The organism is Roseateles noduli (genome assembly GCF_050626985.1).
GTDB classification, from domain to species: Bacteria; Pseudomonadota; Gammaproteobacteria; order Burkholderiales; family Burkholderiaceae_C; genus Roseateles; species Roseateles noduli_A.
The window spans coordinates 6298451-6322321 of record NZ_CP192463.1 but is presented as its reverse complement, the minus strand read 5'-3'; the positions used below and the strand labels follow the sequence as shown (position 1 = coordinate 6322321).

Sequence of the window (23871 nt, the reverse complement as noted above, 5' to 3'; positions counted from 1 at the left end):
ATCGCCGTGGCCAAGGACCCCTACCGCTTCTTCCGCGTCGAAGCCCGCGATCTGCTGCGGCAGATGGGCGAGGCCGTGCTCGCCGCGGAACAGGCGCCCGCGCACGACCTGCCCCCGCGGCTGCTGCGGCTGGCCCACACGCTCAAGGGCGCCGCGAGCGTCGTGCGTCTGCCGGCGATCGCCGCGCAGGCGCATGCGATCGAGGACCTGCTGACGCCGCTGCGCGACAGCGGCGACGCGCCGGGCCGCGCCGAGCTCGACGCGCTGCTGGCGCTGATCGACGCCGCCGAGGCATCGATCACGGCGCTCGACGCGCCCGCGGCGGGCACGGGTGCGGGCGCGATGGACAAGGCGGGCGCCGCGGCATCGACCGGGAAGGCCGAGGCCTCCGCCGGGCCGGTCCCGGCCGCACAAGCGCCCGAACGCGTCGATGGGCGGGGCGATGGGCACGTCGATGGGCGCGTCGACGATCCTGTCGACGACCCCGTCGGCGCGTTGCTGACGATTCCCCAGTTGGTGCCCGAGGAACTCGACGGCTTGCTCGCCGACATCGCGCGCGCGCAGGGTCACCTCGCGCCGCTGGAGCGCGCCGGCTTGCTGCTGCGCGAACTGCGCGGCGCACTGGAAGACCAGCAGGAGATGCTGGCCGGCCCGCTGGCGCGCATCGAGGAGCAGATCGAACGCGGCGCGCGCCAGCTCGCGCGCGAGCTCGTCGCCTTGCGCGACAGCGCCGAGCAACTGCGTCTGCTGCCGGCGTCACAGCTGTTCGCGCCCTTGCAGCGTGTGACTCGCGATGCCGCGCGCTCGCAGGACAAGCAGGCGCGACTCACGGGCCACGGCGGCGACGTGAAGCTCGAGGCCGCGCTGCTGAACGCCATTTCCGCCGCGCTGGTGCAGATGGTGCGCAACGCCGTGGCGCACGGCATCGAATCGCCGGCTGAGCGCGTCGCCGCCGGCAAGCCGCCGCAAGGTCGCATCGAGTTGCGCATCGAGCGCCGCGGTCGCGACGTGCTGTTCTGCTGCTCGGACGACGGCGCCGGCCTGGACCTGGACGCCGTGCGGCGCACCGCCGTCGACAAGGGCGTCCCCGGCGCGGCCCATCTCGACGACGAGGCGCTCATCGACCGCCTGCTGCGCGGCGGCCTCAGCACCGCGCGCCGCGTGGACGCGCTGGCCGGCCGCGGCGTCGGCATGGACGTGGTCCGCGACACGGCCGACCGGCTCGGCGGCCGGTTGACGCTGCGCAGCCGGCGCGGCGAAGGCACGACGGTCGAGCTCTGCGTTCCGCTGCAGCTGGCCGCGTTGCGCGCGATCCGCCTGTGCGCCGGCAGCGTCTCGGCCTGGGTGCCGCTCGAGGCCGTGGAGCGCGTGCTGCAGCGTCCCGCGCTGAACGGCTCGCAGGTGGCCGTCGACGACGAACTCCTCCCCCATCTGTCGCTGGCCGAGGCGCTGCGCCCCGACGAAGCCGCCCCGCCGCCGCGCTCGGCGCTGGTGCTGCGCGCGGGCGGGCAGCGCGCGGTGCTGGGCGTGGATTCGCTGGACGGCGTCACCAGCGTCGTGCTGCGCCCGCCGCCGGCCCTGCTGCCGGCGTCGCCGCTGATCTCCGGCCTGGCACTGGACGCGGCGCAGCAGCCGGTGCCGGTGCTCGCCCCCGACGGCCTGATCGCCGCGGCGCGCCAGGCGCGCCCCCGCCCGGTCGCCGCGGCGCCGCGCACCGGGACGATCCTGGTCATCGACGACTCGCTGACGACGCGCATGCTCGAGCAGAGCATCCTGGAAGCCGCCGGTTATCGCGTGCACATGGCGGCGTCCGCCGAGGACGGCCTGGAAGCCGCCCGGCGCGAACGTTATGCGCTGATCCTGTGCGACGTGGAGATGCCGGGCATGGACGGATTCGAATTCATGACGCGCATCCGCGCCGACGCGGCGCTGCGCGACATCCCGGCGGTGCTGGTCACCTCGCGCAATGCGCCGGAGGACCTCGCGCGCGGCAAGGCGGTCGGCGCGGACGGCTACATCGTCAAGGGCGAGTTCGCGCAGAACGAGTTCCTGGCGCAGGTCGCGCGGCTGGTCGCGCGCTCGGCCGAGGCCGGCGCGGGCGGCGTGCCGCTGCAGGGAGCCTCGGCATGAGCAGCGGTTCCGGAGCATCGGGCGCGGCCGGCGGTGTCGGCGGTGTCGGCGGTGTCGGCGGTGGTGGCGGCATCGGCGGCCTGGGCGGCAGCGCGCCGCCGTCGACGAAGACGCTGCGGGTGCTGGTGGTCGAGGACTCGATCACCGTGATGGCGCACATCCGCGAGGTCCTGGCCGCGCAGCGCGACATCGAGGTCGTCGGCGAAGCCCACGACGGCGCGCGGGCCGTGGCGCTGTGCCAGCAGCTGCGGCCGGACGTCGTCTCGATGGACATGATGCTGCCCGGCATGGACGGCCAGGCGGCGACCGAGGCCATCATGGCCCACTGCCCGACGCCGATCCTGATCGTCTCGTCGTCGACCAACCGCGGCGAGCTGCTGCGCACCTACGAGGCGCTGGCCGCCGGCGCTGTCGAGGTGCTGGAGAAGCCCAGCGCCGGCCAGCCCGAGGGCGAATGGGAGGCGCGCTACGTGACGCTGCTGCGGCTGGTGGCGCGGATCCGCGTCATCACGCATGTGCGGGCGCGCATCGGCGCCCGGCCCGCCGGGGGCCTGTCCGCGCTCCCGCCGACGCCGCACCGCACGGTGCTGGCCCTGGGCGCGTCCACGGGCGGACCAGGCGCGCTGATGAAGGTGCTGCAGTCGCTGCCCGCGCCGGCGCCGTTGCCGCTGCTGATCGTGATGCACATCAATGCCGTCTTCAGCCGGGGCTTCGCCGAGTGGCTGGACGCGCAGACGCCGCACCGCGTGCGCTACGCCCACGGCGGTGAACGCCTGCACGACCTGGCCGGCCAGGTGGTGCTGGCGCCGCCGGACGTGCACATGGTCGTGCGCGGAGGACAGATCGAGCTCAGTCACGCGCCGCCGCGGCACTCGTGCCGGCCGTCGGTGGACGAGCTCTTCGAATCACTGGCCGCGGAGATCGGCCCGGGCGTCGCGGCGGCGCTGCTGACCGGCATGGGTCGCGACGGGGCGCAGGGCCTGCTCGCGATCCGGCGCGCGGGCGGATCGACGCTGGCGCAGGATGAAGCCAGTTCGATGGTCTACGGCATGCCGCGGGAAGCCGCCCAGCTGGGCGCCGCCGAGCGCGTGCTGCCGTTGACCGACATCGGCCCCGCCCTGTTGGGCTTGAGCGGCATGGCCTGGGGAGGGGCCCGCACATGAACAAGAGAACCCTCATCGTGGAGGACAGCCTGACGGTCCGCATGGACCTGCGGGAGGCGCTCGAGGATGCCGGCTTCGACTGCATCGAATGCGCGACCCTGGCGCAGGCCCGGGCCGCCCTGGCCGACGGCATGCCCGCGCTGGTCCTGCTGGACAACCAGCTGCCCGACGGCGACGGCGGCAACTGGCTGGCCGAGCTGCGCGCCACGCCGCAAGGCGGCGCCGACTGCATCGTGCTGATCCTGTCCAACGCCTCGCAGGCCGGCGACCGGCTGCGCGGCATCGCGCACGGCGCGGACGAGTACGTCGGCAAACCCTACGACCGCACCTACGTCGTCGACCGCGCCCGCGAGCTGGTGCGCCAGCGGCAGGCAAGCGTGGCGACGCCGGAGCCGCATGTCGCCTCCGTGCTGCTGATCGACGACAGCGAGACCTTCCGCGAGGCGCTGGGCGAGGCCCTGGAGCCGCACGGCTACGACATCCACATGGCGGCGCACGGCGAGGAAGGCCTGCGCCAGGCCGCGGCGCTGCGGCCCAACGCGGTGATCGTGGACCAGCACATGCCGGGCATCGACGGCGCCGCGGTGATCCGCCGGCTGCGCCTGGACCCGGCGCTGCGCCACACGCCCTGCCTGCTGCTGACCGCGGACGAAGGCCCGGAGGCGGAGCTGCGCGCGCTGGAAGCCGGCGCCGATGCGTTCGCGCGCAAGCAGGACGACGTGGACCTGATCCTGGCGCGCGTCGCCGCGATGCTGCGCAGCGCCAAGTCCAGCCTGCCCGAGCAGGGCGCGAGCCTGCTCGGCCCCAAGCGCCTGCTGCTGGTCGACGACAGCGCGAACGTGCTGGCGGAACTCGGCGCGACGCTGCGCGACGACGGCTACGACGTGATCGCCGCCGGCACCGGCGAGCTGGCGCTGGAGCTGCTCGCCGTGCAGCCGGTGGACGCGGTGCTGCTCGACGTGCAGATGCCGGGCATCGGCGGGCTGGAGACCTGCCGCCGCATCAAGTCCGCGCCGGCCCTGCGCGACATCCCGGTGGTGCTGCTGACGGCCTTCGAAGGGCGCGCGTCGATGCTGGCCGGCCTCGAGGCCGGCGCCGACGATTACGTCGTCAAGGCCAACGGCGAGGTCGAGCTGCTCAAGGCCCGGCTGCGCGCGCAGCTGCGGCGCAAGCAGTTCGAGGACGAGGCCCGCCGCGTCCACGCCGAGCTGCACAGCAACGCGCTGGAAGCCGCCGAGGCGCGCGCCGCGCGCGACCTGGCCGACAGCCGCGCGGAACTGCTGGCCGTGCTGCAGCAACGCAACGACGCGCTGGAGCAGCTCAATGCCGAGCTCAGCCGCGCCAGCAGCGCCAAGACCGCCTTCCTGTCGACGATGTCGCACGAGCTGCGCACGCCGCTGAACGCGGTGATCGGCTTCGCCCAGCTGATGCGCGACGGCGCGGCGGGTCCGGTCAGCGACCGGCAGTCCGAGTTCTGCAACCACATCCACAACGCGGGGCAGCATCTGCTGTCGCTGGTCAACGACCTGCTGGACATGGCCAAGATCGAGGCCGGCCGGGTCGACCTCGACATCGAGCCGGCGGACCTCGACGAGCTGCTGCGCGACGCGCTGGCGATCGTCCAGGAGCGCGCGCGGCTGAACCGCATCCAGATGGACTTCTTCGGCGTCGGCGGCGGCCAGCGGCTGTGCGTCGACCGCCGCCGTCTGCGGCAGATCATCTACAACCTGCTCTCCAACGCCGCGAAGTTCACGCCCAAGGGCGGCAACATCCGGCTCGAGGCGCGCCGCGTGACGCGGCTGCGCGCGCGCGAGGCGCTGCCGGGCTTCCCGGACGGACGCCGCTCCGAGCTGCCGGACAACGAGTTCGGCGAGTTCATCCAGATCAGCGTCACCGACAACGGCATCGGCATTCCGCCCGATGGGCTGGACAAGCTGTTCCAGCCCTTCAACCAGGTCCGCAACGTGCTGACGCACAAGGTCGAGGGCACCGGCCTGGGACTGGCGACGGTGGCGCGCCTGGTGCAGTTGCACGGCGGCGCGGTGGCGGTGAGCAGCGCGCCGGACCAGGGCAGCTGCTTCACCTGCTGGTTGCCGTGGCGCGAACCGGTGGTACCCGACGTCATCCTGCCGGACGAGCCCGGCGCGCGCCCGCTGGCGCTGGTGATCGAGCACAACGCGCCGGCCGCGGCGCTGATGCAGACGCAGCTGAACGCAGCGGGCTTCCGCGTGCGCCACGTGGCCTCCGCGGAGGCGGCGTTGGAGCTCGCGCCGCAGCTGCGGCCCGACCTGATCACGCTGGAGGTCAACCTGCCGGGCGGACTGGACGGCTGGGAGCTGCTGTCGCGCCTGAAGAACCTGCCGGGCTGGGCGCACATCCCGGTGGTGGTGGTGTCGGTGGACGCGGGGCAGGAGGTGGCGCTGTCGCTCGGCGCGTCGGCGGTGCTGCACAAGCCGGTGTCGCGCAAGGCGCTGAGCAAGGAACTGGAGATGCTCGGCTTCAAGCCGACGGCCACGCGCAAGTTCCTGGTGCTGGCGATCAGCGACGCGCCCGGCGACCTGCAGTCGCTCAGCGCGCACCTGTCGCAGCCGGGCTTCTCGGTGCTGCGCGCGACCGGCGGCAAGGAAGGCATCGAGCTGGCGCGGCGCCATGTGCCCGACCTCATCGTGCTGGACCTGCTGATGACGGAGGTCGACGGCATCGGCGTCGTCGAGGCGCTGCAGCGCGATCCGCTCACGGCGGCGATCCCGGTGATCGTCGTCGCGGCCTCGCAGCTGACGAGCCGCGACCGCGAGCTGCTGAACCGCCACGTGCAGCGCGCGACCGCCACCCGCGACCCGGCCGTCGAGGGGGCCGCGCCGGCACCCGCGCCGGGCACGCGCGCACCGCCGAACCCGCAGGGCCACTTCATGGACGAGGTCAAGCGCGCGATCAGCCGCACGAGCTGGGGCGACCTCGACCCGCTGGACGAATGAACACGAACGAGACCTGTGACGAGGGAGACACGACATCACGATGCAAGCGACCGCGATTCCCATGACCATCGTCCTCGTCGAGGACTCCCTGACCATCCGCCGCCAGCTGCTGCAGCGGCTCGACGCGGTGCCCGGGCTGCGCGTGGTCGGCGAGGCCGCCGACGAGGCCACCGCCCTGACGCTGATCGGCCACCTGCGGCCGGACGCCGTGCTGCTGGACCTGTCGCTCGCCCAGGGCGGTTCCGGCCTGGCGGTGCTGAAGGCGCTGCGCAAGCAGGGCTACGCGGGGCAGGTGCACGTGCTGTCGCACCAGACCGACGCCTACCGCGCGGCGGTGCTGGCGGCGGGCGCGAACGGCTTCTTCGACAAGGCCGAGGAACTCGACGTGATGCTGTGCCAGCTGATCGGTCGGACGGAGGTGCCCGCGCCCGAGCCGCTCTCGCCCGCGGCGCTGCGGGAGCGCCTGGACCAGACGGTGAAGCTCGCGATGCGGGACGGCGCCGAGGTCGTCGTGCACATGATCGCGGGGCCGCCCGCCTCGCTGCCGCCGCTGGCGGTGCAACTGATCGTCGCGCTGGACGGTGCGGACCTGGTCGGCTGGAGTGGCACGCCGGGCGATGCGCAGCTCTGCGTCGTGCAGCTCGACAGCGACGACACGCCCACGCTGCGGGAGCGGCTGGACGCGCTGGCGCCGGAGACGCGGCTGGGACAGGCGCGGCTGCCGGACGATGCGCTCTCGGCGGGCGGGCTGGTGGCGGTCGCGGAACTCCGGGCGCGGGGGAAATTGCCGTCCTGAGACGTGACGACCGTGCGACCGGGGGCATGACTCGAACGGGTCAGCGCATCCTGGTCATTCACCGACTTGAACCTCGGCCAATGGGCGCCTAAGTTCGGCGAACAGCTGAAATAACGTCTCGGCGGCACCACCGTGCCCGTCTGGCACTTGAGTTGCCCCCTCCGACTGGATTACTCTCTGTCGCAGGAGGTCAACGACCGTGGACGTTCTGCAGCTGGACATCTCGGGCCGACCGCAGGCCTGGATCTCGTCGAAGGAAGCAGCGGTTCTGTACGCCAGCGACGCGATCGCGTGGACGCTGGGGGCGCCCTTCCACGTCCTGCGCGGCGGGTACCAGCGTCTGACCGGTCTGCAGTCACGGATCGAGCTGCATCCGATCGTGGCGGTCCGCGGCGCGGTCCCGAGCCGCGCCTGGCGCCAGGCGCCGGCGCTCTCCAACTTCAAGCTCTTCGCGCGGGACCGCCATGTCTGCGCCTACTGCGGGCACGTGCTGCACGCCGACCTGCTGACGCGGGAGCACATCCAGCCGGTGTCGCGCAACGGCCGGGACACGTGGATGAACTGCATCACCGCCTGCCGCGCCTGCAACGGCCGCAAGGGCAACCGCACGCCGGAAGAGGCGCACATGTCGCTGCTCTACTTGCCCTACGTGCCCAGCCTGCACGAGGACATGATCCTGCGCGGCCGCCGCATCGTGGCCGACCAGATGGAGTTCCTGCTGGCGAGCGTGCCGAAGTCGTCGCGCTTGTATCTGCTCTAGCGCGACCTGCAGCCGATCCTCTCATCGCGCCGCAGTGCCCCGCACGCCTGGGAAGCCCCCTTGCCCGTGCTGCCGTTGCAGTCGTTCGCAAGCGCTTAAGAGGCACCAAAGCCGACTCCTGTAGAGTCACTCCATGCCCTGTTGCGGACGGCATGTCCCATGCCCGCGAGGTAAAGACTTGTTGCCTGGTCAACGGAAGGTCACAGATGTTCGTTGGCCGGTGCATCGATTTGGAGAACTGAGATGAAGAAGCTGCTGATTGCCACGATGGTGGTGGCCCTGGCCGCCTGCACGACGACGAATCCCGACGTGATCCAGCGCGGCGACGCGCAGCGTCTGTCGCAGGTGCAGGACGCCACGGTGCTGTCCTGGCGGCCGGTGACGGTGGACGGCTCGCAGAGCGGCGTCGGCGCCGTCGCGGGCGCGGTGGCGGGTGGCGTGGCCGGCGGCAGCGTCGGCGGCAGCCGGGAAGGCGTGATCGTCGGTGTGCTGGGCGCGGTGGCTGGCGCGGCGCTGGGCAACGCCGTGGAGCGCAGCACGACGAAGGAACAGGCTGTCGAGATCCTGCTGCAGCTGCGCAACGGCGAACGCCGCGCGATCGTCCAGGCGCAGGGCAACGAGAACTTCGCCTCCGGCGAGCCGGTGATCATCGTCACCACCGGCGGCAAGTCGCGCGTGATGCGCGCGCCGCAGGCGACGCGCACGAACTGAGCGGCTGCGCCAGCGAGCGCATGTTGCGCTCGGCAGGACGACAACGAAGGGGCCTCGCGGTCCCTTCTTGCGTTTCTGGAGCCCCTGGTCAGCCTTGGTTGATTGCAGCCACCCGCACTGCAGGCAATTGCCTCAACAGATCGACCAGACGGACATCCACCGTGTCCCAGATCAAGTGGATGTTGATGTCGATGGCGCGGTGGGCAATCCGATTTCGCAAGCCCCTCATGAGGCGCCACGGCACGTGTGCATTGGCGGCGAGAAACGCCTCATGCTCCGCCAGCAGCCTCGCAGCGGCTTCTTCCCAACACCAGGAGATTGAAAAGCACCGCGTGTTGCGTTTTCTTCTCTGCCAGAAAGTCGGCCTTGCCGAGTCCGTCCACATGGCTGCACGCAAAGCTCGCGGCTTCCTCCATGTGCTCCAAATGGTCGACCAAGCTGAACCTGCTCATACGGGTCGCGCCTCCGCGAGAACCTGGCTGCGATATTTGATCGGCACTTCAGGCGGCGTCAGCAGGCACACGGGAACGCCCAATGCCTCTTCGAGGTCGAGGTAGAGTCCCCCGAGATCGAACAGCGACGCCCCGGGCAGCGCGTCCACCAACAAGTCCAGTTCCTCGTTGTCCTGATCCTTGCCATGCACCACCGAGCCGTACACACGCAGGTTGGTGGTGGGATATCGGGCCACGATCGCACCCAATTGGTCTCGCTTCAGAGCGAGTGCTTCAGAGGGCCTCATTCATGCTCCTTTCGCTGCGGAAAGCTCACCGCAGTCAGAAAAGGATAAGGCCGCTCCGACGCGCTCAAAACGAGCGGTGTTGCGGAATCACTTCACCCGCTGCTTCTCGAGCTTGCGCGCCAGCGTGCGCCGGTGCATGCCCAGCCGACGCGCGGTTTCCGAGATGTTGAAGTCCGTCGCCGCCAGCGTCTCGTGGATGTGTTCCCACTCCAGCGTCTTGATGGACGTGGTCGCGCGGTCGGTGACCTCGACCTCGGCATCGCCCTGCGCGCGCGCGAACGCGGCCTCGATGTCGTCGGTGTTCGCCGGCTTGGCCAGGTAGTGCCGCGCGCCGAGCTTGATCGCCTCCACCGCCGTCGCGATGCTCGCGTAGCCGGTCAACACCACGATCACCATCTCCGGATCGTGCTCATGCAAGGTCTGCACGCACGCCAGGCCCGAACCGCCGCCTGCGAGCTTCAGGTCGACAACCGCGTACTCCGGCGCTTCCTCCGGTCCGCGATCGGTCAGCAGCTTCTGCACCTGCTCGGCGCTCGTCGCGCGCAGCACCTGGTAACCGCGGCGTTCGAACGAGCGCGACAGCGTCCGCGCGAACGCGTCGTCGTCCTCGACGATCAGCAGCAGGCGGTCGGTATCGGTGTCCAGGTCATCCGGCGTCATGGACGGCATTGTCGGGGAGTCCAAGGGGCGCCAGCGCGGACAGGGGCATTCGGATTTCCACCTCGGCGCCGCCGCCCTCCTCCGCCAGCCGGTTGCGCGCCTGCAGCTTCCCGCCCAGCGAGCGCACCACGTTCAGCGCGAGGAACAGCCCCAGCCCGCCGCCCGCGCGGCCCTTGCTCGATTGATAGGGCTTGCCGAAGCGCTCCAGCATCTCGGGCAGGAAGCCCGCGCCGCGGTCGCTCACCTGCAGCACCAGCTCGCCGTCCTGGGCGAGCGCACGCAGCGTCACCGGCCGGCCCGGCGCGGCCTCGAGCGCGTTGTCCAGCACGTTGTCGATCATCTGCTTGAGCCCGACGTCCGACACGATGCGCACCTTCGGCAGGTCCGGCGCCGGCAGGTAGGCCAGGCCGTGATGCGGCCGCGTCGCGCGCCAGTGCTCCGTCAGGTCGTCGAGGAAGACCTGCAGCGTGGTCACCACCGGCGCCTCGCCGCGCAGCTCGCCCGCCGACATCAGGATCCCGCTGACGATCGCCTTGCAGCGGCGCAGCTGGATCTGCATTTCCTCGATCTCCTCGCGCAGCTCCGGATCGCCGGCGAACGGCGCCATCCGCGACCAGTCGCCCAGGATCACCGACAGCGTCGCCAAAGGCGTGCCGAGCTCGTGCGCCGCGCCCGAGGCGAGCAGGCCCATGCGGACGATGTGCTCCTCCTCGGCGGCGCGCTGGCGCAGGTCGGCCAGGCGCGCGTCGCGCTGGCGCAGGTTGCGTCCGATGCGCTGGATGAAGATCACCAGCAGCGCCGCGTTGATCGCGAAGCAGATCAGCAGGCCGCCGATGTAGTGCGGCGGCAGGGCCAGCCCTTCCATGTCCGGCACCAGCAGCGGCAGGTGCCACTGCGTCAGCGCGACGAAGCAGCCGCCCGTCACCGCCACCGTGAACCAGATGTAGCGGGAAGGCAGCAGCACCGCGCCCACCGCGATCTGCAGCAGGAACAGGAAGATGAAGGGATTCGTGACGCCGCCGCTGTAGTACAGCTGGCCGCTCAGCACCGCGATGTCGACGAGCAGGCCGGCGAAGAGCTCGGCGTTGCGCACGCTCGGCACCCAGCGCGTGCGCAGCCAGCAGGCGACGTTGAACAGCACCAGGATCGCCAGCAGCGTCAGCATCTCCGGCATCGGCAGCCGGATGTGCAGCGCGAACTGCACCGACAGCACCGTGCCGAACTGCCCCGCCGCCGCCAGCCAGCGCAGCTGCACCAGCTGCTGCAGGTTGTTGCGGCCGGCCTGCAGCGCGCCCTCGCCGGACGAGTCCGCGATGCCCAGCGTCCCGGCCGCGCCGTCCAGGTAGCGGCTGTCGTCGGGGTGGTCGTCGTCCGGATCGGGACGGCTCAGCGGCATGGTGGCGGCCTCAGTCCGCCGTGCGGCGGCGCTCCGCGCGCCACAGCCAGAGGCCCACGCCCGCGAGCATCGCCGCCATGGCGAACCACGTCAGCGCGTACTGCAGGTGGTGGTTGTTGAAGCGCACCACCGTCAGCCCGCCGCGCGGCCACTGGGTCTGGTCGTCCGCCGCGGCGGCGTCGACGAAGTACGGTGCCACCGGCCCCTCGACGACCTTGCGCGCCTTGGCGATCGCGTCGACATCGCGCGAGTACCAGCGGTCCTCCGCCGGCACGTTCCTGCGCAGCAGGCTGCCGCCCGGCTCGCTCAGGCGCAGCAGGCCGATGACGCGGTCCTCGCCCTGCGTCTCCGACGCCGTGCGCGACGCGCGGGTCTTGAATTCCGGCGGCACGAAGCCGCGGTTCACCAGCACCCAGTCGCCGCGCTCGGTGCGCAGCGGCGTCAGCACCCAGTAACCGGTGCCGAGCTCGGTGCTCGCGCCGACCAGCGTCTCGCGCGAATGGTCGAAGGTGCCGGTGAGCGCGACCTTGCGGTATTCGTCGTCGACCTTGGTGATCGCGTCCCAGCGGTCCGCGCCGGGCGCGCGCTCGGGCGCGGCGGCCAGGCGCTTGTCCAGCCGCGCGATCAGGTCTTCCTTCCACGCCAGCCGCTGCACCTGCCAGACGCCGAGCGCCACGAAGACCGCAAACGAAAGGGCCGCGCCCAGCAGCAACGCCCAGAAGGCGATGCCGCGGCGCGGCCGCTGCGGTTCCGGAGGGAACGCCGTCATCAGGGCATGTTGCGCATGTCGTGGACCGGCATCATGTTGCTGTTCAGGTGGAACATCACCCAGATCGAGCCGGCCAGCATGATCACCACGACGGCGATCGTGAAGATCAGCGACAGCATGGACCAGCCGCCCTCGACCTTCGAGTTCATGTGCAGGAAATAGACCATGTGGACCACGATCTGCACGACCGCGAAGCCCAGCAGCACGATGCCCATCGCCGCCGACGACGAGATCGACTTGGTCATCACCAGGAAGAACGGGATCGCCGTCAGGATCAGCGACAGGATGAAGCCGATCAGGTAGCCCTTGACGGTGGCGTGGTAGCCGACGTCCTCGTGATCATCGTGGCCGTGGCCGCCATGGCCCTGATCGTGGCCATGGGCGTCATGCCCCTGGCCGTGGTCTTGGTGGTTGTTGCTCACGGCAGCACTCCCATCAGATAAACGAAGGTGAAGACACCGATCCAGATCACGTCCAGGAAGTGCCAGAACATCGACAGGCAGATCAGGCGGCGCTTGTTCTCCTTGGTCAGGCCCAGCTTGGAGACCTGGATCATCAGCGTCACCAGCCAGATGCAGCCGAAGGTGACGTGCAGGCCGTGCGTGCCGACCAGCGTGAAGAACGAGGAGAGGAACGCGCTGCGCTGCGGACCCGCGCCTTCGTGGATCAGGTGCGCGAACTCATAGAGTTCCACCGCCAGGAAGCACAGGCCGAGCACGCCGGTGATCGCCAGCCAGGCCAGCGTGCCGGTCTTCTTGTTGCCCAGCATCTTGATCATGGCGAAGCCATAGGTGATCGAAGACAGCAGCAGGAAACCGGTGTTCAGCGCCACCAGCGGCAGGTCGAAGAGGTCGGCGCCCGACGGGCCGGCCGCGTAGCTGCGGCCCAGGACCGCATACGTCGCGAACAGCACCGCGAAGATGAGGCAGTCGCTCATCAGGTAGATCCAGAACCCGAGGAGCGTGCCGTGCTGCGGGTGGTGGTCGCCGTTGTCGTAGAACACCGGCGTGCCGGTGTTGTTCGTCATGGTCGTTGCTTGCATGTTGGAGTTCGCTCGCTGCGCAATCAGGCCTGGGCGGCCAGCACCTTGGTGCGGGCTTCTTCCGTGCGGGCCACTTCATCCGCGGGGATGTAGTAGTCACGCTTGTAGTTGAAGGTATGGACGATCGCCGCGATGACGGTCACCGCGAAGGCGACACCCGCCACCAGCCACATGTGCCAGATCAGGGCGAAGCCGAACAGCGTCGACAGGCCGGCCAGGATCACGCCGGCGCCGGTGTTCTTCGGCATGTGGATCTCCTTGAAGCCGGCGACCGGACGCTGGTGTCCGCGGGTCTTCATGTCGTGCCACGCGTCGTGGTCGTGGACCACCGGCGTGAACGCGAAGTTGTACTGCGGCGGCGGCGACGAGGTCGACCACTCCAGCGTGCGGCCCTGCCACGGATCGCCGTCGAAGTCGCGCAGCTGGTCGCGCTTGAAGTAGCTCACCACCAGCTGGATCAGGAAGCTGCCGATGCCGGCCGCGATCAGCAGCGCGCCGAAGGCGGCGATCTGGAACCAGATCTGGAACGACGGATCGTCGAAGTGGCTCATGCGGCGCGTCACGCCCATCAGGCCGAGCACGTACAGCGGCGTGAAGGCGACGAAGAAGCCGATCTGCCAGAACCAGAACGAGCACTTGCCCCAGAACGGATCCAGCTTGTAGCCGAAGGCCTTCGGGAACCAGAACGAGATGCCCGCCAGCAGGCCGAACAGCACGCCGCCGATGATCACGTTGTGGAAGTGGGCGATCAGGAACAGCGAGTTGTGCAGCACGAAGTCGGCCGGCGGCACCGCCAGCAGCACGCCCGTCATGCCGCCGATCACGAAGGTGACCATGAAGCCGACGGTCCAGTACATCGGGACCTCGAACTTGATGCGGCCGCGGTACATCGTGAACAGCCAGTTGAAGATCTTCGCGCCCGTCGGGATCGAGATGATCATCGTCGTGATGCCGAAGAACGAGTTGACGCTGGCCCCCGATCCCATCGTGAAGAAGTGGTGCAGCCACACCAGGTAGGACAGGATCGTGATCACGACCGTCGCGTAGACCATCGACGCGTAGCCGAACAGCTTCTTCTGGCTGAAGGTCGAGACGACTTCAGAGAAGATGCCGAAGGCCGGCAGCACCAGGATGTAGACCTCGGGGTGGCCCCAGATCCAGATCAGGTTGATGTACATCATGGCGTTGCCGCCAAGATCGGTCGTGAAGAAGTTGGTGCCGACGTAACGGTCCAGCGACAGCAGCGCCAGGGCCGCGGTCAGGATCGGGAACGAGGCCACGATCAGGATGTTCGAGCACAGCGAGGTCCAGGTGAAGACCGGCATCTTCATCATGGTCATGCCCGGCGCGCGCATCTTGATGATGGTCGCGATCAGGTTGATGCCCGAGAGCGTGGTGCCGACCCCCGCGACCTGCAGCGACCAGATGTAGTAGTCCACCCCCACGCCCGGACTGGCGAGCAGCCCCGACAGCGGCGGATAGGCCAGCCAGCCGGTGCGCGCGAATTCGCCGACGAACAGCGAGGCCATGCACAGCACGGCGCCGCCGGTGGTCATCCAGAAGCTGAAGTTGTTCAGGAACGGGAAGGCCACGTCGCGCGCGCCGATCTGCAGCGGCACGACGTAGTTCATGAAGCCCGTGATCAGCGGCATCGCCACGAAGAAGATCATGATCACGCCGTGGGCGGTGAAGACCTGGTCGTAGTGGTGCGGGGGCAGGAAGCCCAGCTGGTCGCCGAAGGCGATGGCCTGCTGCGCGCGCATCATGAGCGCGTCGGCGAAGCCGCGCAGCAGCATGACCAGGCCCAGCACGATGTACATGATGCCGATCTTCTTGTGGTCGATGCTGGTCACCCAGTCGCGCCAGAAGGGGCCCCAGAGGCGGAACTTCGTCATCAGCGCGAGGAGGACGAGGCCGCCCAGCGCAACCATGGCGAAGGTGCCGATCAGGATCGGCTCGTGCAGCGGAAGCGCCTCCAGGCTGAGGCGCCCGAAGATGAGCTTTTGAACGTCAATCATCTTGGATCTCTGTTGTGCTTGCGATCCCGGCGCGGCTGGTCACAGCGAACGCACCGGGAAGCCGGTCAGTTACGGGTGGCCGAGGCCTGCCATTGCGAGGCGTACTGCCCCGCGTTGTCAGGCGTGCACAGCGCGGCCACGAAGATCCGCTTCTGCTCGTTGCTCCAGGGCTTGCTGGCCAGGCCGTCGATGGCGCCCTTGCCGCCGCCGCCGGCGGCGTCGATGGCCATCATCTGGCCCATGCACATCTTGGAACCGTCGACGCAGCGATTGACGACCGCGTCGAACAGGCCGGGGGCGACGCTCGAATAGCGGCGCACCGGCTGGCGCTCGGAGGGCTTCTCGAGATCGAGGTACAGCTCCTTGGTCAGCGCGACGCCGTCGGCCTTGTTGCGCTCGACCCAGGCGGCGAACTCGTCGTTGGACAGGCCGTGGAACTTGAAGCGCATGTGCGAGAAGCCGTCGCCGCTGAAGTTGGCGGAGAAGCCGTCGTACACGCCGGGCTTGTTGATCACCGCGTGCAGCTGGCTCTGCATGCCGGGCATCGCGTAGATCATGCCGGCCATGGCGGGCACGTAGAACGCGTTCATCACGGTCGACGAACTGATCTTGAAGTGGATCGGGCGATCCACCGGCGCGACCAGTTCATTGACGGTCGCCACGCCCTGGTCCGGATAGATGAACAGCCACTTCCAGTCCAGCGCCACGACCTCGACGTTCAGCGGCTCGACACCGGCGGGGATCGGGCGCTGCGCGTCCAGACGTTCCAGCGGGCGGAAGGGGTCCAGCTTGTGGGTGCTGATCCAGGTCATCGCGCCCAGCGCGATGATGATCAGCAGCGGCGCGCCCCAGATGATCAGTTCCAGACGGGTCGAATGGTCCCACTCCGGCGAGTAGGTCGCCTGGGTGTTGGACGCGCGGTAGCGGAAGGCGAAGACCAGCGTGAGGATGATCACCGGGACGATGATCAGCAGCATCAGCAGCGTCGATGCGACGATGAGCTGCGCCTGCTGGTTCGCGATGTCGCCCGAAGGTTTCATCACGACCATGTTGCAGGCGGTGAGGGGCAGCGCCAGAGCCAGCAGCCCGAGACGGGCCAGTGACCGGATGGGGCCGGCGGGACTTGTTTTTGCAGATGCTTTGAGGTACATGGGACTCAGCAGACCATCAGGCGTAGTTCACGCGGAACCCCCTTCCTCGCCTCGGGTTCCCCGTCAGCGGAAACCTGGTGGGGTTTCTTCCGAAGGGAAAGCGATAAAGGGGAAAACGACACTTGTCGACCGTTGCACGCCGGGCGCAGATTTTGCCCGATTGACCAAAGCTAACTATTGGACATTTTGTCCCAGGTAGGAGACGTATGAACAGCAGCACCCTTCCGACAGCCGGGCAACACCTCGCGACCGTGGGGCAGCCGCTGCCGCGAGGCAGCGGGGTGGCGACGAAAGAGGAACAGGACGCGGTCGCCCCGGGCGACATCGCGGTGGGCGTGGTGATCGGGCGGGCGTCGGAGTACTTCGACTTCTTCGTCTACGGCATCGCCTCGGTGCTGGTGTTCCCGTCGATCTTCTTCCCGCACATGGAGCGGCTGGAAGGGACGCTGTACGCCTTCGCGCTGCTGGCGCTGGCCTTCGTGGTGCGCCCGATCGGCACGCTGGTCGGCATGGAGATCCAGCGGCGCTTCGGCCGCAGCGTGAAGCTGACGGTGGCGCTGTTCCTGCTGGGGATCTCGACCTGCACGATCGCCGTCCTGCCCGGGTTCAACACCTGGGGCGGCGCGGCCATCGGCCTGCTGGCGCTGTGCCGGATCGGTCAAGGCCTGGCCCTGGGCGGCTCCTGGGACGGCCTGCCCTCGCTGCTGGCGCTGAACGCCCCCGAAGGCCGGCGCGGCTGGTACGCGATGCTGGGGCAGCTCGGCGCGCCGATCGGCTTCCTGATCGCCGCGGCGCTCTACGCCTACCTGTGGAGCAGCCTGGCGACCATCGACTTCCTGAGCTGGGGCTGGCGTTTCCCGTTCTTCGCCGCGTTCGCGATCAACGTCGTGGCGCTGTTCGCACGACTGCGCCTGGTCGTGACGCACGAGTACGAGAAGAACCTCGAGGAGCATGAGCTCGACCCCTGCGACGTCGACGAGCTGTTCGAGAAGCAGGGCGCCACCCTGTTCATCGGCGCGTTCGCGGCGCTGGCCAGCTATGCGCTGTTCCACATCGTCACGGTGTTCCCGCTGTCGTGGGTGATGCTGTACGGGGACCAGAACGTCACCCAGTTCCTGGTCGTGCAGATCATCGGCGCCCTGCTGGCGGCGGGGGCGATGCCCATCTCCGGGCTGATCGCCGACCGGATCGGCCGGCGCAGCACGCTGGGCATGCTGGCCACGACGATCGGCATCTTCAGCCTGTTCGCCCCGATCCTGCTGGACAGCGGGACCATGGGCCAGAACATCTTCATCCTGGTCGGCTTCGTGCTGCTGGGGCTGTCGTACGGCCAGTCCTCGGGCGCGGTGACGTCCAACTTCCTGCCCCACTTCCGCTACACGGGCGCGGCACTGACCTCGGACCTGGCCTGGATCATCGGCGCGGCCTTCGCCCCGCTGGTGGCGCTGGGGCTCTCAGCGAAGTTCGGGCTCTGGGCGGTCACCGCCTACCTGCTGTCGGGCTCCATCGTCACGCTGGTGGCGCTGCGGACCAACCGCATGCTGACGATGAAAGACAAGGATTGACCCCCGGCGCGTCCGACGCCTTGCGCGCCTGACGCCCAAAGTCGCTACACGGGCTTGACAGCCCGCGACGCGAAAAAGCAACGGCCGATCGGGAGATCGGCCGTTTTCCTTTGCCCCTCGCCCGACGCGCATCGCCCTCGCGCATCGCGCTCGCCCGTGCGAGCCGGGTGCGACCGACCGACCGACCGACCGACCGACCGACCGACCGATCGATCGACCGGAATGACCCTACTTAATTAGATAGCAAGCTACCTAATTAGAATCACGGTCATGACGTCCTCGAACTCCAAGCCCCCTCGCACCTTGACGCGCACCGCGCGCGAGACCGCGCTGATGTCGATCGGCATGACGCTGCCCGTGCTGGAGCGGGCGTACCGCGCGAAGGCCAACCTGGCCATGGCGCACGTGGGGCTGTCGCAGGCGCTGGCCTGGCCTCTGGTGATGATCGGCCGGCGCGGCGACGGCTTGCGGCAGGGCGAGCTGGCGACGCTGCTGAGCATCGAGGGCCCGTCGCTGACGCGTTCGGTGGACCAGCTGATCACCGGCGGCTTCATCGAGCGCCACGAGGATCCCGACGACCGTCGCGCCAAGACGCTACACCTGACCGCCTTGGGCGCGGACGCCTGCGAGCAGATCGAGGACACGCTGCGCGACCTGCGCAACGCGCTGTACGAGGGCATCCCGGACGCCGACATCGAAGCCGCGCTGCGCGTCTTCGCCACGCTGTCCGAGCGCGTCGGCGCGCCGAAGGCGATCGTGCCGCCGCGGCGCAAGTGAGGCCGACTTCCGCAGCCCCTCGGTCATGAAGTTCCCCGCCCTTTCCTTCCCCACCCTGCGTCGCCCCGCATGGCGACCGCCGTCGCTGCGCGCGCTGCCTCCGATGAGGCTTCCTCAGCTGCCGGCCCTGCTGCGGCCCGGCTTCACCGTCGCCGAGTGGCTCTTCTCGTTCAAGGCCTTCGCCGCCGCGATGCTGGCGGTGTTCCTGGCGAGTTGGGCCGGCCAGCCCCGGCCGTTCTGGGCGCTGATGACCGCCTACGTCGTCGCCAATCCGCTGGCGGGCGCGGTGCGTTCGAAAGGCCTGTTCCGCTTCATCGGCACGCTGGTCGGCGGCGCGGCGGCGGTGCTGCTCGTGCCTCGCTTCGCCAACGCGCCGGAACTGCTGAGCCTGGCACTCGCGCTGTGGGTGGCGGGCTGCCTGTGCCTGTCGTTGCGCGATCGCACGCCGCGCGCCTATGCCTTCATGCTGGCGGGCTACACGGCGGCGCTCATCGGCTTCCCGTCGGTGGACACTCCGCTGGCGATCTTCGACACCGCCGTCGCGCGCCTCGAGGAGATCGGCCTGGGCGTGCTGGCCGCCACGCTGGTACACAGCCTGGTGCTGCCCAACAGCCTGTCGACCTCGGTGCTGGGTCTGCTGGATCGCACGCTCGGCGACACACGCACCTGGCTGACCGACATCGCGGCGCGCCGCGACGGCGGCGCCGACCGCCGCCGCGTCGCCAGCGACATCACGCAGTTGCGGCTGCTGTCGATCCACATTCCCTTCGACACCAGCCACTTGCGCTGGACCGCCGATGCCGTGCAGGCGATGCAGGACGGCGTCGCCGCGCTGACGCCGATGCTGGCGGGCGTGGAAGACCGGCTGCAGGCCCTGGAGGCTCATGCCACGCGCACGCAAAGCGACGTCGATCCCGGCGCCGAGACCGGCACCGAGGCCGATCACGGCCGGCGGGATGCCCTTCCCGATGACATACGCGCGATGCTCGGCGCGATCGGGCCCTGGCTCGCCTTGCCGGCCGCGGAGGCCGAAGCCCGGCTCCCCGCCCTGCGCGCGCAACTCGCCGCGCTGACCGGCGACGCGCCGCGCAGCCGTCTGGCCGACGATCCCTGGGCGCGATTGCTGCGCGTCGCGCTGGCGGAACGGCTGGGCGAACTGCTCAACGGCTGGTTGCATTGCATGCAGCTGCGCGCGGACATCGACCGCGGCCTCTCGGGCGAAGCCATGCCCTCGCGGCCCGCGCCGGCGCTGCGCGGTCCCAAGCTCCACCGGGACATGGGCATGGCGTTGTGGTCCGGCGCGGCCGCGCTGATCGCGATCCTGGTCTGCTGCGCGTTCTGGATCCTCACCGGCTGGCCGATGGGCGCGGCCGCCGCGATGATGGCGGCGATCTTCTGCTGCTTCTTCGCGGCGATGGACGACCCGGTGCCGGCCATCAACGGCTTCCTCCACTGGACCGTGCTGTCGATGCCCTTCGGCGCGCTCTACGTGCTGGTGCTGCTGCCGCTGGTACAGGACATGTGGACGCTGATGGCCGTCTGCGCGCCGATGTTCCTGATCGTCGGCGCGTACGTCGGCCGGCCGTCGACCTTCGGCGCCGCATTGCCCTTCCTGTTCGGCGTGATCGGCACGCTGGTGATGCACGACACCGCGCAGGCGGATCTGACGAGCTTCCTGAATTCGATGTCGGGGCAACTGGCCGGCGTCTTCGTCGCGGCGCGGGTCGCGCGGCTGATGCGCTCCGTCGGCGCGGACTGGAGCGCCCGCCGCATCCAGCGCGCAACCTGGCGCGAGCTCGACGACCTGGCCCGCCTGCCGCGTTCCGCCGGCCGCGCGCAGGCCTACCTGCTGCGCATGCTGGACCGCATCGCGCTGCTGGCGCCGCGCGTGGCGCAGGCGGGCGGCTCGGTACCGGGCGTCCCGACCGACGATGCGCTGCACGACCTGCGCGTCGGCGCCGACCTGGTGGCGCTCCAAGGCGCGCGCGGCCAGTTGCCGGGCGAGTCGACGCTGCCGCTGCAGCCCTTGCTGACGGCGATCGGCAACTGGCAGCGCGCGCGCATCGCCGGTGACGCCGACGCGATCGCATCGCCGCCCGCCCTTCTGCTGGAACGGCTGGACACGGCGCTCGCGCGTCTCGTCGAGGTGTACCCCACTTCCCGGTCGCTGCCGGCCGAAGCGATCCCCGCCGCCAGCGCGTTGACGGGCTTGCGTCGCAACCTGTTCCCGCAGGCGCCGGAGCCGCGACTGCCCGTCGACGCGATCGTTTCCCCCGAGGGGCCGGATCGATCAGCAGAGGTCGGCCCCACCGATGAGATGGAGCCGACCAATGAGATGGAGTCGACCGACGAGAGCGAACCGATCGACACGACCGACTCGAGCCACTCGAGCGATCTGAACAAGGAGAACCCGGCATGACCGGCGCAGTGGATTTCTTCGGGCTCTACCTGCCCTGGCTGATGCCGCTCGCGGCGCTGGCGCTGCTCGCGCTGTCCGCCGTGCGGCGACTGCTCGCATGGGCCGGCGCATACCGCTGGATCTGGCATCCGGCGCTGTTCGACCTCGCGGTCTACGTGCTGCTGCTGTGGGCCCTGAGCGTCGCCTCGCTGCGCGTGCTGCACGGGCCGGGATGACGACGCCGACGACCTGCCGTCTTCAACGAGCGACCTCTCCGCATGACCGGTCGACCGATCAACGCATGAACGATTCCGGAAACCTGGACGCCACGACATGAAGCCTTCTTCCTTCCCCCTGCGCCGCGCGATCTCGATGGTGGTCACCCTGGCGGCGGTCGGCGGCGCCCTGTGGGCGGCCGGCAAGCTCTGGGACCATTACGAGCTCCAGCCCTGGACACGCGACGGCCGCGTGCGCGCCAACGTCGTGCAGATCGCACCCGATGTGTCCGGCCTCGTCACCGCCGTGCCGGTGCAGGACAACCAGCAGGTGGCCGCCGGCGCGCTGCTGTTCGAGGTCGACCGCGCGCGCTACGAGCTGGCGCTGCGGCAATCGCAGGCGCAGCTGTCGGCGCAGAAGGTCGTGCTGGCGCAGGCGCTGCGCGAGGCCGATCGCAACAAGGGACTCGGCACGCTGGTCTCGCAGGAAGCGAGTGAGCAGACCCGCAGCCGCGCCGAGCAGGCGCGCGCCGCCGTCGCACAGGCCGAGGTGGCCGTCGACAGCGCCAAACTCAATCTGGCGCGCGCCGAGATCCGCGCGCCGTCCGCCGGCACCATCACCAACTTCGACCTGCGCCAGGGCGCCTACGCGACCGCCGGGCATGCGGTGCTCGCGCTCGTGGATGCGGGCTCGCTGTACGTCGAGGGCTACTTCGAGGAAACCAAGCTGCCGCGCATCCACGTCGGCGACGCCGTCGAGGTCAAGCCGATGGGCGCGAGCCGCGCGCTGACGGGCCGCGTGGAGAGCCTCTCCGCCGGCATCGCCGACCGCGACCGCAGCACCAGCGCCAACCTGCTGCCCAGCGTGAACCCGACCTTCAACTGGGTGCGGCTGCCGCAGCGCGTGCCGGTGCGGGTGAAGCTCGATCCGCTGCCGGCGGGGGAGCGGCTCGTCGCCGGTCAGACAGTGACGGTGCAGGTGATCTCCGGCACGACGGCCAAGGGCTCGGCAACGGCAACCGCCGCGGCAACGGCGGGCTCGACAGCAAAGGCGGAGTTGAAGTCATGAGCGTCGTGATGAGACCGCTGCTGGCGGTGATCGCCGCCGCAGCGTTGGCGGCGTGCTCCACCACGCCGAAGGGACCGGACTATCGGGTGCCCGCCGACGCCGTCGTGATGAAGCCGCGCGCATCGGCGCCCTTCCTTGAACAGGCACGCGCCGCGGACGCCGCGAAGATGGCGAGCGCCGATGCCGGCGCGGATCGGACGGCGGCGACGCCGGTCCCCTTCGACGCGGCACCGCTGCCGCCGCATTGGTGGCGCCTGTTCCAGGACCCCAGGCTGGACGGTCTGGTGGAACGCGCCCTCGCGCGCAACACCGACCTGCGCCAGGCGGTCGCGAACCTGGAACGCGTCCAGGCCCTCGAGTCCGAAGTCGCCGGCGGCGAGAAGCCGACCGTCAGCGTCAACGGTGGTCCGAGCTACGGTCACCCGTCCGGCCTGTCGATGCTCAGGAAGGACTACGTGCCGCCCGACGCCTACCGCTACAGCGCGGGTGTGGGCCTCTCGTACCAGCTCGACCTGTTCGGCCAGATCCGCCGCGCGATCGAGTCCTCGCATGCGAGCACCGAGGCGGCCTCGGCCGCGCTCGACCTCGTGAAGGTCAACGTGGCGGCGGGCACGGCGCGCGCGTATGCGGAAGCCTGCGCGACCGGTCAGCGGCTCACATCCGCGCAGCATTCGGTCGATCTGCAACGCGAGGCGATCGATGTCACCGAGCGTCTGCAGCGCGCCGGCCGTGTCGGCGAGATCGACGCGGCGCGCGCCCGCAGCCAGCTCCAGCAACTGCGGGCGGCGCTGCCGCCGTTGCTGGCTCAGCGGCAGTCGGCGCTGTACCGCCTCGCGACCTTGACCGGCGAACTGCCCGAGGACTTCCCGCGCGAGTTGGCCGACTGCCACGTCGCGCCGCAGGTGACCGGCACGATCCCCGTCGGCGACGGTGCCGCGCTGCTGCGCCGCCGTCCCGACATCCGTCAGGCCGAGCGCGAGCTGCATGCAGCGACGGCGCGCATCGGCGTCGCGATCGCGGACCGCTATCCGAAGATCAGCCTGGGCTTGTCGGCCGGCTCGGCGGGCACGCTCGCGGGCTTCGGAAAGAGCGACACGCTGAGCTGGAGCCTCGGACCGCTGATCTCGTGGACCTTGCCCAACAACGGCGTCGCCGACGCGCGGATCGCGCAGGCCGAGGCCGGCACGCGCCAGGCCGCGGCCCGTTTCGACGGCACGGTGCTGAACGCGCTGCGCGAGACCGAGACCGCCCTCAACCAGTACGCCCGCGAGCTGGACCGCCGCGCGGCGCTGCAGGCCTCGCGCGACGAGGCCGCGATCGTCGCCGGACAGGCCCGGCGCCTGTACCAGGGCGGCAAGGTCGCCTATCTCGACGCGCTGGACGCCGAGCGCGCGCTCGCCGCGAGCGATGCCGCGCTGGCCGCCTCCGAGGCCACGCTGATCGACGAGCAGGTCCAGCTGTTCCTCGCCTTGGGCGGCGGCTGGGAGTCGAACGAGGAACGGCCCGACGCGCCGGTGCACGCCGCGCGCTGACGAAA

21 protein-coding genes are annotated in these 23871 nt (G+C 70.0%); 12 read left to right on the top strand and 9 right to left on the bottom strand.

Features of this window, described 5'->3' with window-relative positions:
* Positions 1-6: 6 nt before the first annotated feature.
* The 6 genes from ACQ4L4_RS27580 to ACQ4L4_RS27555 all read left to right on the top strand — a co-directional run bounded on the left by ACQ4L4_RS27580 (position 7) and on the right by ACQ4L4_RS27555 (position 8535).
* Entirely contained in the window at positions 7-2130 is a 2124-nt protein-coding gene (locus ACQ4L4_RS27580) for a hybrid sensor histidine kinase/response regulator (RefSeq protein WP_431101969.1), read from the top strand.
* A complete protein-coding gene (cheB, locus tag ACQ4L4_RS27575; protein WP_431101968.1) occupies positions 2127-3293 on the top strand; it encodes a chemotaxis-specific protein-glutamate methyltransferase CheB in 1167 nt (388 codons plus the stop codon). Before ACQ4L4_RS27580 ends, cheB begins: the two co-directional genes overlap by 4 nt.
* On the top strand, positions 3290-6268 hold the full coding sequence (locus ACQ4L4_RS27570; RefSeq protein ID WP_431101967.1) for a response regulator: 2979 nt from the start codon (positions 3290-3292) through the stop codon (positions 6266-6268). Before cheB ends, ACQ4L4_RS27570 begins: the two co-directional genes overlap by 4 nt.
* 61 nt (positions 6269-6329) lie before the next feature.
* The gene (locus tag ACQ4L4_RS27565; RefSeq protein WP_431101966.1) at positions 6330-7064 is read left to right on the top strand and encodes a response regulator; all 735 of its coding nucleotides are present in this window, start codon (positions 6330-6332) and stop codon (positions 7062-7064) included.
* Positions 7065-7263: 199 nt separating this feature from the next.
* The gene (locus ACQ4L4_RS27560) at positions 7264-7824 is read left to right on the top strand and encodes an HNH endonuclease (RefSeq protein WP_431101965.1); all 561 of its coding nucleotides are present in this window, start codon (positions 7264-7266) and stop codon (positions 7822-7824) included.
* A 243-nt stretch (positions 7825-8067) separates the two neighbouring features.
* On the top strand, positions 8068-8535 hold the full coding sequence (locus ACQ4L4_RS27555; protein ID WP_377157203.1) for a glycine zipper 2TM domain-containing protein: 468 nt from the start codon (positions 8068-8070) through the stop codon (positions 8533-8535).
* 88 nt (positions 8536-8623) lie between these two features.
* On the opposite strand, the gene ACQ4L4_RS27550 is transcribed toward ACQ4L4_RS27555, so the two are convergent.
* The 9 genes from ACQ4L4_RS27550 to cyoA all read right to left on the bottom strand — a co-directional run bounded on the left by ACQ4L4_RS27550 (position 8624) and on the right by cyoA (position 16208).
* A complete protein-coding gene (locus tag ACQ4L4_RS27550) occupies positions 8624-8920 on the bottom strand; it encodes a HepT-like ribonuclease domain-containing protein (protein ID WP_431101964.1) in 297 nt (98 codons plus the stop codon).
* Between the two features lie 63 nt (positions 8921-8983).
* Positions 8984-9274: a nucleotidyltransferase family protein gene (locus ACQ4L4_RS27545; protein ID WP_431101963.1), complete on the bottom strand. Its 291-nt coding sequence runs from the start codon at positions 9272-9274 to the stop codon at positions 8984-8986.
* Positions 9275-9361: 87 nt separating this feature from the next.
* On the bottom strand, positions 9362-9934 hold the full coding sequence (locus ACQ4L4_RS27540) for a response regulator transcription factor (protein WP_431101962.1): 573 nt from the start codon (positions 9932-9934) through the stop codon (positions 9362-9364).
* Positions 9921-11330, bottom strand: coding sequence for an ATP-binding protein (locus tag ACQ4L4_RS27535; protein ID WP_431101961.1), 1410 nt, complete (start codon positions 11328-11330; stop codon positions 9921-9923). Before ACQ4L4_RS27535 ends, ACQ4L4_RS27540 begins: the two co-directional genes overlap by 14 nt.
* 10 nt (positions 11331-11340) lie before the next feature.
* Positions 11341-12099: an SURF1 family protein gene (locus tag ACQ4L4_RS27530; RefSeq protein ID WP_431101960.1), complete on the bottom strand. Its 759-nt coding sequence runs from the start codon at positions 12097-12099 to the stop codon at positions 11341-11343.
* Positions 12099-12521, bottom strand: a complete 423-nt coding sequence (gene cyoD, locus ACQ4L4_RS27525) for a cytochrome o ubiquinol oxidase subunit IV (RefSeq protein ID WP_431101959.1) — start codon at positions 12519-12521, stop codon at positions 12099-12101. The genes ACQ4L4_RS27530 and cyoD overlap by 1 nt, the downstream gene beginning before the upstream one ends.
* The gene (gene cyoC / locus ACQ4L4_RS27520) at positions 12518-13126 is read right to left on the bottom strand and encodes a cytochrome o ubiquinol oxidase subunit III (protein WP_431105026.1); all 609 of its coding nucleotides are present in this window, start codon (positions 13124-13126) and stop codon (positions 12518-12520) included. The genes cyoD and cyoC overlap by 4 nt, the downstream gene beginning before the upstream one ends.
* A gap of 38 nt (positions 13127-13164) precedes the next feature.
* Entirely contained in the window at positions 13165-15159 is a 1995-nt protein-coding gene (cyoB, locus tag ACQ4L4_RS27515) for a cytochrome o ubiquinol oxidase subunit I (RefSeq protein ID WP_431101958.1), read from the bottom strand.
* Positions 15160-15224: 65 nt separating this feature from the next.
* Positions 15225-16208 carry a ubiquinol oxidase subunit II gene (gene cyoA, locus ACQ4L4_RS27510; protein ID WP_431101957.1) on the bottom strand — a complete coding sequence of 328 codons (984 nt, stop codon included), beginning with the start codon at positions 16206-16208 and terminating at the stop codon, positions 15225-15227.
* A 308-nt stretch (positions 16209-16516) separates the two neighbouring features.
* Between cyoA and ACQ4L4_RS27505 the strand changes: the two genes are divergently transcribed.
* From ACQ4L4_RS27505 to ACQ4L4_RS27480, 6 genes are all read left to right on the top strand, one after another.
* Positions 16517-17875 (top strand): MFS transporter, encoded by a 1359-nt coding sequence (locus ACQ4L4_RS27505; protein ID WP_377157218.1) that lies wholly within the window; start codon positions 16517-16519, stop codon positions 17873-17875.
* Between the two features lie 270 nt (positions 17876-18145).
* The gene (locus ACQ4L4_RS27500; protein WP_377157219.1) at positions 18146-18652 is read left to right on the top strand and encodes a MarR family winged helix-turn-helix transcriptional regulator; all 507 of its coding nucleotides are present in this window, start codon (positions 18146-18148) and stop codon (positions 18650-18652) included.
* A 25-nt stretch (positions 18653-18677) separates the two neighbouring features.
* Positions 18678-21071 (top strand): FUSC family protein, encoded by a 2394-nt coding sequence (locus ACQ4L4_RS27495; RefSeq protein WP_431101956.1) that lies wholly within the window; start codon positions 18678-18680, stop codon positions 21069-21071.
* Positions 21068-21286: a DUF1656 domain-containing protein gene (locus ACQ4L4_RS27490; protein WP_377157221.1), complete on the top strand. Its 219-nt coding sequence runs from the start codon at positions 21068-21070 to the stop codon at positions 21284-21286. The genes ACQ4L4_RS27495 and ACQ4L4_RS27490 overlap by 4 nt, the downstream gene beginning before the upstream one ends.
* 97 nt (positions 21287-21383) lie before the next feature.
* Positions 21384-22334 carry an efflux RND transporter periplasmic adaptor subunit gene (locus tag ACQ4L4_RS27485; protein ID WP_431101955.1) on the top strand — a complete coding sequence of 317 codons (951 nt, stop codon included), beginning with the start codon at positions 21384-21386 and terminating at the stop codon, positions 22332-22334.
* Positions 22331-23866 (top strand): TolC family protein, encoded by a 1536-nt coding sequence (locus ACQ4L4_RS27480; protein ID WP_431101954.1) that lies wholly within the window; start codon positions 22331-22333, stop codon positions 23864-23866. The genes ACQ4L4_RS27485 and ACQ4L4_RS27480 overlap by 4 nt, the downstream gene beginning before the upstream one ends.
* Positions 23867-23871 lie beyond the last annotated feature (5 nt).

What these genes read in the sequence shown, in the direction of transcription:
- ACQ4L4_RS27480 (WP_431101954.1), top strand. Translation starts at nt 22,331, where the DNA reads ATGAGCGTCGTGATGAGACCGCTGCTGGCGGTGATCGCCGCCGCAGCG.
- cyoA (WP_431101957.1), bottom strand. Translation starts at nt 16,208, where the DNA reads ATGGTCGTGATGAAACCTTCGGGCGACATCGCGAACCAGCAGGCGCAG.
- ACQ4L4_RS27500 (WP_377157219.1), top strand. Translation starts at nt 18,146, where the DNA reads ATGACGTCCTCGAACTCCAAGCCCCCTCGCACCTTGACGCGCACCGCG.
- ACQ4L4_RS27565 (WP_431101966.1), top strand. Translation starts at nt 6,330, where the DNA reads ATGACCATCGTCCTCGTCGAGGACTCCCTGACCATCCGCCGCCAGCTG.
- ACQ4L4_RS27505 (WP_377157218.1), top strand. Translation starts at nt 16,517, where the DNA reads ATGAACAGCAGCACCCTTCCGACAGCCGGGCAACACCTCGCGACCGTG.
- cheB (WP_431101968.1), top strand. Translation starts at nt 2,127, where the DNA reads ATGAGCAGCGGTTCCGGAGCATCGGGCGCGGCCGGCGGTGTCGGCGGT.
- ACQ4L4_RS27545 (WP_431101963.1), bottom strand. Translation starts at nt 9,274, where the DNA reads ATGAGGCCCTCTGAAGCACTCGCTCTGAAGCGAGACCAATTGGGTGCG.
- ACQ4L4_RS27530 (WP_431101960.1), bottom strand. Translation starts at nt 12,099, where the DNA reads ATGACGGCGTTCCCTCCGGAACCGCAGCGGCCGCGCCGCGGCATCGCC.
- ACQ4L4_RS27495 (WP_431101956.1), top strand. Translation starts at nt 18,678, where the DNA reads ATGAAGTTCCCCGCCCTTTCCTTCCCCACCCTGCGTCGCCCCGCATGG.
- cyoC (WP_431105026.1), bottom strand. Translation starts at nt 13,126, where the DNA reads ATGACGAACAACACCGGCACGCCGGTGTTCTACGACAACGGCGACCAC.
- ACQ4L4_RS27570 (WP_431101967.1), top strand. Translation starts at nt 3,290, where the DNA reads ATGAACAAGAGAACCCTCATCGTGGAGGACAGCCTGACGGTCCGCATG.
- ACQ4L4_RS27490 (WP_377157221.1), top strand. Translation starts at nt 21,068, where the DNA reads ATGACCGGCGCAGTGGATTTCTTCGGGCTCTACCTGCCCTGGCTGATG.
- ACQ4L4_RS27540 (WP_431101962.1), bottom strand. Translation starts at nt 9,934, where the DNA reads ATGACGCCGGATGACCTGGACACCGATACCGACCGCCTGCTGCTGATC.
- ACQ4L4_RS27485 (WP_431101955.1), top strand. Translation starts at nt 21,384, where the DNA reads ATGAAGCCTTCTTCCTTCCCCCTGCGCCGCGCGATCTCGATGGTGGTC.
- ACQ4L4_RS27535 (WP_431101961.1), bottom strand. Translation starts at nt 11,330, where the DNA reads ATGCCGCTGAGCCGTCCCGATCCGGACGACGACCACCCCGACGACAGC.
- ACQ4L4_RS27550 (WP_431101964.1), bottom strand. Translation starts at nt 8,920, where the DNA reads ATGTGGACGGACTCGGCAAGGCCGACTTTCTGGCAGAGAAGAAAACGC.
- cyoB (WP_431101958.1), bottom strand. Translation starts at nt 15,159, where the DNA reads ATGATTGACGTTCAAAAGCTCATCTTCGGGCGCCTCAGCCTGGAGGCG.
- ACQ4L4_RS27555 (WP_377157203.1), top strand. Translation starts at nt 8,068, where the DNA reads ATGAAGAAGCTGCTGATTGCCACGATGGTGGTGGCCCTGGCCGCCTGC.